Here is a 13,164-nt window from a genome sequence, read left to right on the forward strand (position 1 = left end):
CAGGGATGAAACCCCAGCCCATCACCAACGCCCCGCAGGATGCGGCGGCCCGCAAGGCCATCGCGCCCGTCATCTGCTATCCGGTCGAGACGCTGCCGCGCCCCGATCTGGCGACCTATCGCGCCGCGCGCGAAAAAGTCGAGCTTGTCGATCGCGTCACGGTTCCCGCACGCGATGCCGCCTGCTGGTCCGTTCCGGCCGGCCACTTCTGCCGTATCCTCTGCAGCGAGGGATCGCAGGTTGGCGACCTCAACCTGTTCAACGCCCACAATCTCAGTGAACGTCTCTATACCGGCAAGACGCGGGCTCTGAACGGCACCCATGTCGGCCTCGGCGATCAGCTGTTTTCGAACATGCCCTATCTGCGCCCGATCGCCACCATCACCCACGACACGCTCGACTGGTATGGTTTCGACGAATTCGGCGGCTCGGTGCATGACGTGATCGGCACGCGCTGCGATCCCTATACCCACAATCTTCTCAGCCATGGCGGCCAGTATCACCACTGCTGCCACTCGAACCTCACCCGCGCCTTTGCCAAACAGACGGGCAAACCGCTTGCCGAAGCCGCCGACCATATCCACGACGTCCTGAACGTGTTCATGTGCACCGGCTTCACCCGTGACACCGGCCAGTATTTCATGAAGGCGAGCCCGGTGCGCCCGGGCGACTATCTGGAGTTCTTCGCCGAAATCGATCTTCTCGGCTGCATGTCGGCCTGCCCCGGTGGAGACTGCTCGTCGGAGCATTCTTCCGACACGGCCGCCTGCTATCCGCTCGAAGTGGAGATCTACAGGCCGGCAGCATTGCCGGAAGGCTGGAAGCCGCCGCAGCTGAACGGCTATGACGGCTCGCACGGCGTCTGAGGGTTGAGAATTCGTGCCCCCTGCCACGCCTTGAGCGGGCAGGGGGCACCACCGGCAAGCGCGGCGAAGGCCTCAGGAGGCCTGGCCGCCAAGGATCGCTCGGTCGGTTCGTGTCAATTTGACGCCACCATCTTTCCCGACCACCACCGTTTCGCTGAAACCCAGGCCCTGCGCGGTTGCATACAGGTGAAAGACCATTCCTTCTTCGAGCGGCCAGTCCGAGGTGGGGAGGAAGACGCGTGAGAAGTCACTGGTGCGCGGCGTGCGCGTATAGAGGCCGAGCGTATAGGCCGTCACGTTCTCGTAGAGAGGGCGCAGCCCCTGGCTGAGGGCGCCCTGTCGCATGATCGCGTCCACCTCGCTCGCCAGCACCCCCGCCTTCATCGCTTCGATCTGCCGGTCCTGCAAGGCGACGAGGCGTTCTGCGGCGGATACGAGTTCGGTAGCCGCCTGACCGACCACGATCGGCCGCATCATGCGCGCGCCGTAGTTTGCGACGCGCGGGATCAGCTCCACATGCAGTATCTCGCCGGGGCCGATGGCTTCGGTCTTGAAGACGCCGTGCAAGAACTCGTGGCTGCCGCTCGCCTTGACCACAGGACCGACTTCACCGGTATCGGCGCCTTCTCGCAGGAAGACGGATGACGCGATCGCAGCTGCCTCCCGCGTGGTGAGGCCCGCCCCTGCCTCGTCGGCAATGGCGCGCATCGCCTTGTCCGCGATCTGCGACGCCTGCCGCAGGACCGCGACCTCGGCCGGGGATTTGATCCAACGCAGGCTGTCGCTGACACCCGGCATGGGAACAAAGCATGCCTGCGGCAGGAGATCGACAAGCCTGGCGAACGTCGCAGCGCTCATGCTGTAGGAATTGGTGTCGAGACCGATCCGCGCCGCCCCGAAGCCACGCGCGCGGATGCTGTCGGCTATCGCCGTTTGCGGTTCCTCGGTGTCGGCAAAGCCGGCGACGTCGGAAATCCAGCTTTTCTCACGGCAGGGCGCCTCGTCCAGCGCCCGCAAGGCGAACCAGGCCTTGCCGTCACGCGACAGGAATGCCGCGCGGTACATCGTCTCCGAGACGGTATAGCCGGTGAGCCAGGCTAGCAACTCGCCGCTGTCCACCAGAAAGAGATCGACATCGGCGGCCGCCATGGCGGCGACCGTCCTTAACACGCGCCGATCATACTCGCCGCGGGAAAACATGATCAGGCGACCTCGCAGATATCGAGGATCGTCAGCATGTAGATCTTGATCATGTCGATGAAGTCAACAATGTCGACGCGTTCGTCCGGCATGGTGTTGTAGCGTCCGCCGGGGCCGCACACGATCCCTTCCATGCCTGTCTCGTGATAGAGATGACCCGCATCCGTCCCATAGAAGCGCGTCGGCGTGATGGCGCCGGTCGGCTGCGGTTCGCCGCGCACCGCCTCGTAGGCGGCATTGATCGACTTGACGATCCGCGATTCCGGGGAGACCTCGAAGGGCGGCATCAGGGGACGGCCTTCGATCATTTCCGGAACGAGCTTGGCCTTCAGGCCGGGGAAGCGCCTTTCCAGTTCGCGCAGTTCGGCGTCGAGATCGGCCAGAACGCCTTCCTGCGTCTGTCCCGGCGCATAGCGGCACGAGCCTCTGAGGCGCACGAAATCGGCTACCTGCGGCGGGCGCCATTCTTCGAGCTCGCGGCCGAGCGCGCCATGGACGACGCCGACATGGCCGCGATTGATGGAGCGATGAACATCGCTTCGCGCGCCGCTGAACGTCATGGCGTTGATGCGCGGGATCAGGTCGCAGGCCGCCGCGATCGCATCGACGGCTTCCTCACGCTTGGAAAGATGACGGGTATCACCGGTCAGTTCGATCACAAAGCTCAGGGCCGCTGCGTGCATCGTCACGGCGACGAGATCGCTGGGCTCGCTGTTGATGAAATAGTCCGCCTTCATACCGCCCTTGATCGCGGCAAGGGTGCCCACGCCGCCCTGAAGCTCGCCGACCACGAAGGTGAGGATAACGTCGCCCTTCAGCCTGATTCCCGCGTCGAGCAGGGTCTTGAGCGCGCAAAAATAGGCCGCGTCGCCCGCCTTCATATTGGATACGCCGATCCCGTAGATGAACTTGTCGTCCACCAGTCCGCCATAGGGATCGACCGTCCAGCCCTCGGTTACGGGGTTCGTGTCGAGATGACCGTTGAACAGCAGGCTCTTGCCGCCGCCTGTGCCCTTGAGGCGGCCGATGGTGTTGAACCGGCGCCCTTCGTCGAAGGGCTGCAGCTCCGCCTCGACGCCGATCTTCCTCAGCTCCTCGGCCATGTAGCGCGCCAACTCGCGCTCGCCCTCGGTTTCGGAATGGCTCTTGTGGCGGACCATCTTCGACAGAAAGTCGAGGCAGGCCTTCTCGTCGATCCATTCGACGAGCGATTTCGGGTCCATTTTCATGCTCCTAACATTTGCAAGAATTACGCGGCCGACCCGACAGGGGGCGGGACCGCGTCCAGCAGGCGGCGCGTGTAGTCGGCGCGCTGCGGGCTATCGATCTGGTCGGCGGGGGCGATCTCGATCAGGTCGCCGCGATACATCACCGCTATGCGATGGGCGATCTGGCGAATGAGGTTGAGATCGTGGGTGATGAAGAGATAGGCGGTGTTACCCGCCTTCTGCAGCTCCAGCAGCAATTGCACGATCGACGCCTGCACGGAGACGTCGAGCGCGGAGGTGATCTCGTCACAGATCACCAGCTTCGGCCGGGAGGCGAAAGCGCGTGCAATGGCGACGCGTTGCTTTTCCCCGCCCGACAATTGGTGCGGATAGCGGCTTGCATGCGTTCGAGGCAGGCGAACCTGCTCGAGCATGTCGCCGATCTGCTGATCGAGGTTGGCGGCGTCGCCGTAGAGCTTCAGCGGCCGCGACAGGATCTCGCCGATCCGCTGGCGCGGGTTGAGCGAGGCGTCAGGATGCTGGAAGATGATCTGGACGTCCTTGCGGTAGACCGTGTTCATGTCCTTGAGGCCGGTGATCGGCCTGCCGTCGAACCAGATCTTGCCCTCGAAGGGGTTCAGGCCCGTCATGGCCTTGGCGAGCGTCGATTTGCCCGAGCCCGATTCGCCCACGATGCCGAGAATCTCGCCCTGGTTGACGCTCAGGCTCACGGCACGGTTACCCGTCACCCTCTCATGCTTGCGCCCCGTTAGCGCCGCCAGAAACGGCTTTCTGCCATAGTGGACGCTGACGTCCTCGACCCTGACCAGAGGCTGGGCATCGGTCGGAACCTGACCTGCGACCAGGCGGCGGCGGGGATCGGGCACCGCGGCGATCAGTTCGCGCGTATAGTCCTGTCGGGGAGTGGTGAAGATTTCTCCCACGCTCCCCTGCTCGACGAGCTCGCCGCGGCGGATCACGGCCACCCGGCCGGCCGTTCTCGAAACGAGCGCCAGATCGTGCGAGATGTAGAGGGAGGCGACCCCTGTCTCGGCTTGCAGCTCGACGAACAGGTCCAAAATCTGACGCGACGTTATCACGTCGAGCGCGGTTGTCGGCTCGTCGAAGATGATGCATTCCGGGTTACAGGCAAAGGCGGTGGCGATGACCACCCGCTGCTTCTCGCCGCCGGAGGCCTCATGCGGCATACGGTGCATCATCGCCGCCGGTGTCTTCAGCCCGACGCGGGCGAGCATCGCTTCGCCTTCGCTCCAGGCCTGCTTCCTGGTGAGGCCGCGGTGACGCACCAGCACTTCCGAAAGCTGCGAGCCGAGTGACAGTGTCGGGTTCAGCGACGTGCTGGGGTCCTGGAACACCATACTGATGCGCTTGCCGCGCATGTTCTCGATTTCCGAGGACGATTTCTGTGCGAGATCTTCTCCGCTCAAGAGGATCTTGCCGCTCGTCTCGCGCGCATTGCCGGGCAGGTAGCGCATGATCGACCATGCAAGCGACGTCTTGCCGGAGCCGGATTCCCCGACGAGGCCGAGGATTTCTCCGCGCGCGATTTCGAGACTGATGTCCTTCAGCGCATGGAACGTTCCGTTCGCGGTTTTATAGTCGAGCGAGTAGTTCCGCACGTCGAGGACGGCATTTTTGGTGTTGTCTGTCATGATCGTCCTCACGTCCGCGGATTGAGCGCGTCGCGCAGGCCGTCGCCAAGCAGGTTGAAGCCCACGGCGACGATTGCGATGGCGGCGCTCGGCCAGATGAGAATGCCGGCGCTCAGGTGCATGTATCTCCGGGCCTCGGAGACCATCAGCCCCCATTCGGCGGCAGGCGGCTGGGCGCCCAGGCCGAGGAAGCTCAGCGTTGCAAACAGCATCACGGCGAAGGACACACGGATGGTCATCTCGACCACGATCGGCGCGATGACGTTGGGCAGCATTTCCCGCATCACGATGTAGGAGGAGCCTTCGCCGCGGGCGATCGCCGCATTGACGTAGTCCTGCTTGCGGACGGCCAGCGCCACGCTGCGGGTGATGCGCGCCATGCCCGGCGCAAAGGCGATCGCGACGGCTACCAGTGCATTGATTGTGCTGGAGCCGAGCAGGTTGACGATGAGCAGCGCAAACAGCAGGCTAGGGATCGACATGACCGCATCGATCGTGCGCATGATGAATTCGTCGGCGCGCCCGCCCATGAATGCCGACGCGGTGCCGACGATGGCGCCGATGAGCGTTCCGACGATGGTGGCGAACACGGCCATGGTGACGGTCGCGCGGGCGCCGATCAGAAGACGGCTGAAGATGTCGCGGCCGTACTGATCCGTGCCGAGCCAGAAGGCCGTGCTCGGCCCCTTGTAGCGGGCAAGCGGCGACAGCGCCTCGGGATCATGGGGCGCAAGCGTTGGGCCGAGAACCACGGCCACCAGCACCAGCGCCACCAGCGTGACGCCGATGGCGCCCTGCGGCGTGCGCAGCAGGCGTTTCAGGAACTCAATCATACTGGATCCTCTTGTCGAGCCAGGCATAGAGGATGTCGGCGACGAAATTGACGATGGAGTAGGTGGCGGCCATGATCAGAACACCCGCCTGGATTGCCGGGAGATCGCGCGCCTGAATGGCGACGATGAGTTGCCGGCCGATGCCAGGGATGGCGAAGATTTCTTCCACCACGATGACCCCGCCCAGCAGATATCCCACGTCAAGGGCGACGATCGTGATGGTCGGCAGCAGAGCGTTGCGCAGGGCGTGGCGTCGCAGCACCGTGCCGCCGGATAGGCCCTTCATCCGCGCAGCGCGGATGTAATCGGTGTGCAGGACATCGACCAGTTCGGAACGCACCATGCGCGAGACATGCGCGATCAGGATGATCGAGATTACGCAGACCGGAAGGACGAGATAGCGGATGCCGTCGACGAAATTCTCGGTCAGCGGCACGTAGCCCGTCGGCGGCAGCCACTTCATCAGATCGGCGAAGAACAGGACTGCGAGGGTCGCGGTGACAAATTCCGGAAGCGACACGCCGGCGTAGGAAACGAGGCTGACGACCATGTCGGCAACCTTGCCGCGCCGGATCGCAGCGATGATGCCGAGCGGGATCGCCAGCACCAGCATCAGCCCGATCGACAGCACCGCCAGCAGCAGCGAGCGACCGAGCGCTTCGAACATGATCGGGCCGACCGGCTGGCCGGTGCGCAGGGACGTGCCGAAATCGCCCTGCAGCAGTGAGCCCAGCCAATGCCCGTACTGCGCCCAGATCGGCGCGTCGAGGCCCATGGATTGACGCAAGGCGTTCAACGCCTCGTCCGTCGCGTTTTCACCGAGCATCATCACCGCGGCATCGGCCGGCAGGACCTGCGTGATGGCGAAGACGATGAGCGACACGACGAACAGCGTGTAGACGATCATCATCAGTCGCTTGAGGATGTAGTTTGGAGACACGGAACCGTCCTTGCCGGTTGGGAGCCGGACGCGGATTGCCGCGCGCCCGGCCGCTCTTGTGCAATCAGCCGCGCTTGGGAGCGTCTTCCGTCAGGGAGACGTAGTCGAGGCGGAAAACGGATGCGCGCGGATGCGCCTCGAAGCCCTGCACCCAGCTGCGCTTTGCCGCAAGGACATCGAAGAAGGCCGGGACGATCGAAGGAACCTCTTCATTCATCAGTTCCTGGGCCTTGGTATAGAGCTCGGAGCGCTTGGCCTCGTCTGTCGTGGCCCGGGCTTCCGCCACCAGCGCGTCGAAGTCCTTGTTGTTCCAGCGCGTCTCGTTCCACGAGGCATCGGACGTGTAGAGCAGCTTGAAGATCCCGTCGGGCGTCGGCTGCATGTTGTAGAAGCCGACATAGAAGCTGCCCTTCTTCCAGACCTGCTCCAGATAGGTGGCGTGCGGCATCGTCTGCACATTGATGGTGACGCCTGCCTCCTTGGCCATTTCCTTCAGCGCGACGGCAAGCTGGGTGCGCACGGCGGGACGATCCGAGGCGATCAGCGTGGCTTCGAAGCCGTCCGGATAGCCCGCTTCAGCGAGGAGCTTCTTGGCTTCCTCGATGTTCTTCTCGCGCCTGGCGATATCCTTGAAGAAGCGGTAGGAGGGGTTCAGCGGCGTGTCGTTGCCCAGCGTGCCGAAGCCTTCGGTCACGAACTGGAGCATCGCCTCGCGATCGACCGTCAGGGCGATGGCGCGGCGGACGCGGGCGTCGTTGAAGGGGGCCGTGTCGCAGCCGAAGTTGATGTTGCAGAACTGACCCGAGGCGACGCGCAGGACGTCGACGCCGTCATTGCCGTCAAGACGGAGGTATTCCGTCGGCTGCAGCGTGGAGATGACGTCGATGTCGCCGGAAATCATCGCCGAGCCTTCGGCCGAGGTGTCGGGGAACACCTGCACCTCGACGCGGTCGAGATAGGGGCGCGCCGGGTCGTAGTAGTCCGGGTTGCGCTCGACCGCGATCAGGCGGTCCGGCTCATAGCTTGCAAGCTTGAACGGGCCGGTACCGACCGCCTTGGACGAAAGGCTCTTCAGGTCGCCATTGGCGATGGCGGCAGGAATGATGCGGGCCGTCGGGTAGGCAACGGCGACGGGAAGATCCGCATAGGCCGTGGTCAGCTTAAAGAGGACCGTTACAGGATCGACGGCCACGACATCCGCGATCGGGCCGACATTGTTGCGGCCGGGCGAAGCGGTCTCGGGGTTCAGAATCGCCTTGAAGGTCGCAGCCACATCCTCGGCGGTGAAGGGCGAGCCGTCGTGGAACTTGACGCCGTCGCGCAGCTTGAAGGTCCATTCCGTCAGGGCGTCGTTCGGCGTCCAGCTCTCCGCCAGATCGGGCTCCAGCGACATGTCGCCCTTCAGGCGCGTCAGGTTGCTGTAGAGCAGTTCGGTGATCATGTATTCCGGATTGACGCGGGTCAGCAGCGGATGGATGACGCTTGCGGCCTGGTCGATGGAGATGCGCAAGGTGCCGCCCTTGGCCGGCGCTGCGGCCAGGGCGAAGCCTGCGGAAGGCATCGCCAGCAGGGCTGCGGTTCCTGCGAGGAAGAAGCGGCGGTTCATTTCAAGCATGTCGAAGTTCCCCTTGTATGGTGGGCTTAGTGATTCTGGTTTTCCGGAGCGAGATCGGAGGCGAAGTCCCGTGCGAGATAGGCGAGAATGCTTTTTGCGAGCGCGATGATGTCTTGCTTCGTGGTGTGCTCTTCCGGGCTGTGAATGCAGCTTTCCGGACGCCCCAAGCCGCCGAGCAGCACCTCCTGGGCAAACCCGGCCTGCTGGACGTAGCCGAAGTCGGAACAGCTTGCCGCGCCCCACTTCCTGAAGTCCTCCGGCTTATAGCCGAAGCCCAGCGACAGGGCCTTCTGCCAGCGCGGCCAGTGCGGTCCATCCGGATCGCTTGTCGGCACGAGGTGACCCACGAGATCGACGGAGACGCCGAGGCCCGGGGTCTGCTCGACGCCAGTGCGAATGGCGGCTTCGATTTCGCCGCGCGCGTCCTCGTAGCGCTCCTCGGGCGCATAGCGCCTGCTGACGAGCAGCTTCACTTCGGCCGGCACCTGGCCGCCAGCCGTTCCGCCCGCAATCGCCGACAGGTTGAGCTGGGGCCTGAGAGGGCCGCTTGCATGCGGCGGCGGCGCCAGCTTCGATTCCCGGCTTGCAACGACCGGCTTCAATGCGGCCAGGGCATTCAACACCGGCAACGCGCCCTCGATGGCGTTGATGCCCGCGCCGGTGCGGTTGCCTTCACCGGCATGGACGACATGGCCGCGGATGGTCACCTGCAGATTGAAGATGCCGAAACAGCCGGCCCAGACGCGGGGTGCAGCCGAACCGTTGAAGTTCAGGATGTGCCCCTTGAGCATCCTCTGCTCGGCCAGGTAGCGGATGCCGGGGTAAAGGCCACCTTCCTCGTCCGTGCACAGAAGCAGCATCGGATCGTACAGCAGCTCTACCCCGCACTCGCGCGCGGCCGCGAGTGCCAGCAGGGTCGCCGCAATCGTCCCCTTCATGTCGGCGGCGCCGAGACCGAAGAGGTCGTCGCCCTCGACGGTGAGCGCCAGGGGATTGCGCGTCCAGCCGGGAGACACCGGCACCGTATCGACGTGGTAGTAGAGGCCGCATACCGGCTTGCCGGTTTCGCGCTCGGCGACGAGGTTTGTTCTCGGCCCCCAAGCCGGGCCGCCGTCAACACGCCAGAGCTCTTCGGGTACAGTGACACGCCGGCTTTCGAAGCCGAGCGGCGCGAACAGTTCTTCCATCAGGTCGGCGAAAGCCTCATAGCCCTCGCCAGGCGGAAACGAGGTATCGATCTCGATCATGCGGCCGAGCTGCCCCACGGCGGCCTCGACATTGCGCTCAATCGCTGCCATGGCAGTCGAGAGACGAAGTTCAGATGTTTCCTCCAGCAGAGTGGCCATTGCGATGTACCCTTGTCAGCGCGACATATCCCGTCGCCATGACCATTAATATAAACTATATAGTAATGATGAGAACTCCGAAGCCGCGAGTCAACTCCAAATAAGAGGCAAATCATTGTCTAAAATGCCTATTTCTTCAGCAGAACCATTGAGAATGTCGGAACTCTCGTTGCCGCTCTACGAGGTCGTGAAACGGCAGATCAGCGAAGCCATCATGCTGGGGAAATGGGAGGCCGGCGCGGTGCTTCCGAGCGAAATCGCTCTGTCGCAAACCTACGGCGTTGCCGTCGGAACGATCAGGCGCGCGCTCACCGACCTTACCAATGAAGGGCTGCTCAGCCGGAGAAGAAAGACCGGCACCGTCGTCACCGGCCGCACGCCGCAGCACAGTCTGCGATTCTTCTTCCAGTACTTCCGCCTTCACGGGCTCGACGGCTCTCTGCAGAAATCGAACACCATCGTCACGTCGCTCGTGAGCGGGCTCTCAACAGAGAGTGAGCAGGCCAGGCTGCAACTGGAAAATGCCGCTCAGGTCTATCGCTTCCACCGCCTGCGCCTTGTCGACGACAAGCCGATCATGCACGAAACACTGGTGCTCCCGCAGGAAAGCGTGCCGAATTTTCCGGCGAACAAGGACGAGATCCCGCAACTGTTCTACCTGCATCTCCTGGACAAGTATGGCATTCGCATATCGGCGGTGCGCGAACAGATCGGCGCCGATCTCGCCACCGAGGAGGATGGGCGCTGGCTTGGTCTGAAGCTGCCTGCGGCCGTGCTGACCATCGACGAGGTCGCCTATGACCAGTCCGCGGTTCCGGTACTCATCTCGACGCATCGCGCGACCACCGCGAACCATCGCTACGTCCACGAGGTAAAATAGCCGGCTACGCCGCAGGCGGATCGTTCGCGATCCCCGTACCAACTCCCGCTGTATCCGCCGCTCGTCTGGAGCGTTTGCCTCGCCCGCTGATCGAAGCACGCGGCTAGATGCACCATCCCGGTTCCGCGCCCGGTCTCGAATGCACCATTTGCGCTGCACAATCCAACAAATGCGGGTTTTTTGCGCAATCTAAGCGCGATGCAAGCAGACGAAGCAACCAGGCCCCTTCTGACCTGGAAGACGGATGCGGTTAGTGATCCAATAAATAATCAATTTAAAACAACACATTATACCACAAACAGCATTTTCAACAGGCGTTCTGTTGACAAGCGGGACCCGTTCATGTCGGCATGAATTCAGCATAAGTGAATAATTATCACAAATGCTGATTGCCGAGGAGGGCAATCGTTCATTTGCTTCAATCCGGGAGGACCGCATGAAAACCCGTCGTACAATTCTGGCCAGCCTGGCTACCGCAGCTTCTGCCATCGCCATGCTCGCCGTATCCGGTGCAGCGCACGCCGAGGGGCTCAAGATCGGCTTTAGCCAGGTCACCCTCCAGTCGCCGTTCTACGTGCAGCTGAAGACCGGCGCAGAGGCCGCCGCCAAGGCCTCCGGCGACACTCTGGTGTTTCTCGACGCCAACGGCGACGTCAGCAAGCAGAACAACGACATTCAGGATCTGATCACCCAGGGCGTCAGCGCGATCATTATCAATCCGGTCAACCCGGAAGCTGTGGCGCCCTCGCTTGAAGCGGCCGCGGCTGCCGGAATTCCCGTCATCACCGTCGACCGCCCGGTTACCGGCGGCAAGGTTGCCGCACATGTCGGTCGCGACAACAAGGTGATGGGCAAGCTCGTCGGTGAGGCTGTCGTCGCCAAGCTCAAGGCCGACGGCATAACGGGTGCGAAGATCATCGAGATCCAGGGCGATGCCGGCGGCGCCGTCATGATGGATCGCCGTGACGGCTTCCACGCCGCCATCGAGGGCTCCGGCCATGCCATCACCGAAGGGCCGTATGCCGAGTACATTCGCGCAAACGCGGTCACCGCGATGCAGGACCTGCTTCAGGCGAATTCGGACGTGAAGGTGGTCTACGCGCACAACGACGACATGGCGCTGGGTGCAATGCAGGTGCTCAAGGAAAACGGCCGCGACGACGTGCTGATCGCAGGCGTCGACGGCCTGTCCGAGGCACTGGAAACGATGGCTGCCGGCGGACAATACGTCGCGACCGCCCTCAACGACCCGCAGTACCTGGGCGACGTCACGATCCAGGTCGCACGCGAGGCGGCGGCCGGCAAGACCGTCCCCGCCTTCGTCGATGCCGGCACCGCGCTCGTGACGCCTGAAAATGTCGGGCAGTTCCCGCATGCCGCGCTGTTTGCGGAATACCGTCCGCAGATCCTCAACAAGTAACTCCCAAGAAGGTGGGAGGGGCCATGTGCCCCTCCTGCTTGACGAACGCCGGCCGATCACGGCCGGCGACTGCCCAGTCGCATTCAAAGGATCGATTTACATGCGTGCAGCCGTGCTTCACACCCCCGGAGACATTCGCCTGGAAGACGTGGCAAAGCCTGTGGCAGGCCCGGGAGAAGTCCTCCTGCGCGTCGCCGCCGTCGGCGTTTGCGGGTCGGACCTGCCGCGGATGCTGGTCAAGGGCGCCCACAAGATGCCGATCATTTGCGGTCACGAGTTTTCCGGGCACATCGAGGAGATCGGCCCCGGTGTCAGCGGTTTTGCCAAGGGCGAGCTCGTGACGGTGCCGCCCATGCTGCCGTGCGGCACCTGCGACCAGTGCGCGACCGGAAACTTCTCGCGCTGCAGAGATTACGATTACTTCGGTTCGCGCCGTGACGGCGCCTATGCCGAGTGGGTCTGTGCGCCCGTCGAAAACCTCCTGAAGGCCCCGGAAGGCTGTGATCCCCGTGCCGCCGCCATGGTCGACCCGGCATCGATCGCCCTTCACGCCATCTGGAAGGCGGGCGGGGCGCGCATGGGCGATCGCGGTGCCGTCATCGGCTGCGGCCCGATCGGGCTTTTTGCGATCCAGTGGATGCTGCTGATGGGCGCGCGCGAGGTGGTGGCGATCGACGTCTCCGAGGAGAAGCTTGAACTTGCGCGGCAGGCCGGTGCGACCCAAACGCTGCTGTCGGGCGCCGAGCTGCCGAAAACATTGCTGTCGGATGTGATCGTCGAGGCGGCGGGCCATCCGAGCTCGATCAACGCCGCGGTGAAGCTCGCCGCTCCCGGCGGGCACGTGGTCTTCATCGGGATACCGGTCGGCGAGGTTCCCCTCTCGAACGCCGCCTTCCAGCATTTCCTGCGTCAGGAGGTTTCGCTGCATGGTTCATGGAACTCCTTCGGCGCCCCCTATCCGGGCGCGCAGTGGACCGTGACCCTCGACAAGCTTGCGTCGGGCGCCCTGAAATGGGAATTCATGATCACCCACGAGCTGGGACTGGAGGAGTTGCCCGGCATTTTCGAACGGCTTCGCACCGATCGCGGCTTCTTCTTCTCCAAGATCATGTTCCGTCCGTGACGATGCGCCCCGGAAGCAGGAGGCCGGGGCCGTCTGAGACGCACGTTTGAGGAGGACATC

The 13,164-nt window shown here is 63.5% G+C and carries 11 protein-coding genes; 4 read left to right on the top strand and 7 right to left on the bottom strand.

Annotation, left to right across the window (positions count from 1 at the left end):
- The first annotated feature begins 5 nt into the window (after window positions 1-5).
- Window positions 6-866, top strand: a complete 861-nt coding sequence (locus tag HV823_RS19240; RefSeq protein WP_176951368.1) for an urea carboxylase-associated family protein — start codon at window positions 6-8, stop codon at window positions 864-866.
- Window positions 867-938: 72 nt separating this feature from the next.
- Here HV823_RS19240 and HV823_RS19245 read toward each other — a convergent pair whose 3' ends face one another.
- The 7 genes from HV823_RS19245 to HV823_RS19275 form a co-directional block, all read right to left on the bottom strand.
- A complete protein-coding gene (locus tag HV823_RS19245) occupies window positions 939-2,066 on the bottom strand; it encodes a M24 family metallopeptidase (protein ID WP_176951369.1) in 1,128 nt (375 codons plus the stop codon).
- A 2-nt stretch (window positions 2,067-2,068) separates the two neighbouring features.
- A complete protein-coding gene (locus tag HV823_RS19250) occupies window positions 2,069-3,289 on the bottom strand; it encodes a M20 family metallopeptidase (RefSeq protein WP_176951370.1) in 1,221 nt (406 codons plus the stop codon).
- A 26-nt stretch (window positions 3,290-3,315) separates the two neighbouring features.
- A complete protein-coding gene (locus HV823_RS19255) occupies window positions 3,316-4,947 on the bottom strand; it encodes a dipeptide ABC transporter ATP-binding protein (RefSeq protein ID WP_176951371.1) in 1,632 nt (543 codons plus the stop codon).
- Between the two features lie 8 nt (window positions 4,948-4,955).
- Window positions 4,956-5,780, bottom strand: a complete 825-nt coding sequence (locus tag HV823_RS19260) for an ABC transporter permease (RefSeq protein ID WP_176951372.1) — start codon at window positions 5,778-5,780, stop codon at window positions 4,956-4,958.
- On the bottom strand, window positions 5,773-6,720 hold the full coding sequence (locus HV823_RS19265) for an ABC transporter permease subunit (RefSeq protein WP_176951373.1): 948 nt from the start codon (window positions 6,718-6,720) through the stop codon (window positions 5,773-5,775). The genes HV823_RS19260 and HV823_RS19265 overlap by 8 nt, the downstream gene beginning before the upstream one ends.
- 64 nt (window positions 6,721-6,784) lie before the next feature.
- Complete coding sequence (locus tag HV823_RS19270) at window positions 6,785-8,335, bottom strand: ABC transporter substrate-binding protein (RefSeq protein ID WP_176951374.1); 1,551 nt, start codon at window positions 8,333-8,335, stop codon at window positions 6,785-6,787.
- A 26-nt stretch (window positions 8,336-8,361) separates the two neighbouring features.
- Window positions 8,362-9,681: a M20 family metallopeptidase gene (locus tag HV823_RS19275; RefSeq protein ID WP_176951375.1), complete on the bottom strand. Its 1,320-nt coding sequence runs from the start codon at window positions 9,679-9,681 to the stop codon at window positions 8,362-8,364.
- A 154-nt stretch (window positions 9,682-9,835) separates the two neighbouring features.
- Here HV823_RS19275 and HV823_RS19280 point away from each other — a divergent pair, with 154 nt between their 5' ends.
- The 3 genes from HV823_RS19280 to HV823_RS19290 all read left to right on the top strand — a co-directional run bounded on the left by HV823_RS19280 (window position 9,836) and on the right by HV823_RS19290 (window position 13,104).
- Window positions 9,836-10,561, top strand: coding sequence for a GntR family transcriptional regulator (locus tag HV823_RS19280; protein WP_176951376.1), 726 nt, complete (start codon window positions 9,836-9,838; stop codon window positions 10,559-10,561).
- Window positions 10,562-10,997: 436 nt separating this feature from the next.
- Window positions 10,998-11,981: a substrate-binding domain-containing protein gene (locus HV823_RS19285; protein WP_176951377.1), complete on the top strand. Its 984-nt coding sequence runs from the start codon at window positions 10,998-11,000 to the stop codon at window positions 11,979-11,981.
- A 100-nt stretch (window positions 11,982-12,081) separates the two neighbouring features.
- Window positions 12,082-13,104, top strand: coding sequence for a galactitol-1-phosphate 5-dehydrogenase (locus HV823_RS19290; protein ID WP_176951378.1), 1,023 nt, complete (start codon window positions 12,082-12,084; stop codon window positions 13,102-13,104).
- Window positions 13,105-13,164: the final 60 nt, after the last annotated feature.

This window comes from Mycoplana rhizolycopersici (assembly GCF_013378445.1).
GTDB lineage: Bacteria > Pseudomonadota > Alphaproteobacteria > Rhizobiales > Rhizobiaceae > Mycoplana > Mycoplana rhizolycopersici.

Coding starts and splice junctions, on each gene's coding strand:
- HV823_RS19240 (WP_176951368.1), top strand. CDS start 6: ATGAAACCCCAGCCCATCACCAACGCCCCGCAGGATGCGGCGGCCCGC.
- HV823_RS19245 (WP_176951369.1), bottom strand. CDS start 2,066: ATGTTTTCCCGCGGCGAGTATGATCGGCGCGTGTTAAGGACGGTCGCC.
- HV823_RS19250 (WP_176951370.1), bottom strand. CDS start 3,289: ATGGACCCGAAATCGCTCGTCGAATGGATCGACGAGAAGGCCTGCCTC.
- HV823_RS19255 (WP_176951371.1), bottom strand. CDS start 4,947: ATGACAGACAACACCAAAAATGCCGTCCTCGACGTGCGGAACTACTCG.
- HV823_RS19260 (WP_176951372.1), bottom strand. CDS start 5,780: ATGATTGAGTTCCTGAAACGCCTGCTGCGCACGCCGCAGGGCGCCATC.
- HV823_RS19270 (WP_176951374.1), bottom strand. CDS start 8,335: ATGCTTGAAATGAACCGCCGCTTCTTCCTCGCAGGAACCGCAGCCCTG.
- HV823_RS19275 (WP_176951375.1), bottom strand. CDS start 9,681: ATGGCCACTCTGCTGGAGGAAACATCTGAACTTCGTCTCTCGACTGCC.
- HV823_RS19280 (WP_176951376.1), top strand. CDS start 9,836: ATGTCGGAACTCTCGTTGCCGCTCTACGAGGTCGTGAAACGGCAGATC.
- HV823_RS19285 (WP_176951377.1), top strand. CDS start 10,998: ATGAAAACCCGTCGTACAATTCTGGCCAGCCTGGCTACCGCAGCTTCT.
- HV823_RS19290 (WP_176951378.1), top strand. CDS start 12,082: ATGCGTGCAGCCGTGCTTCACACCCCCGGAGACATTCGCCTGGAAGAC.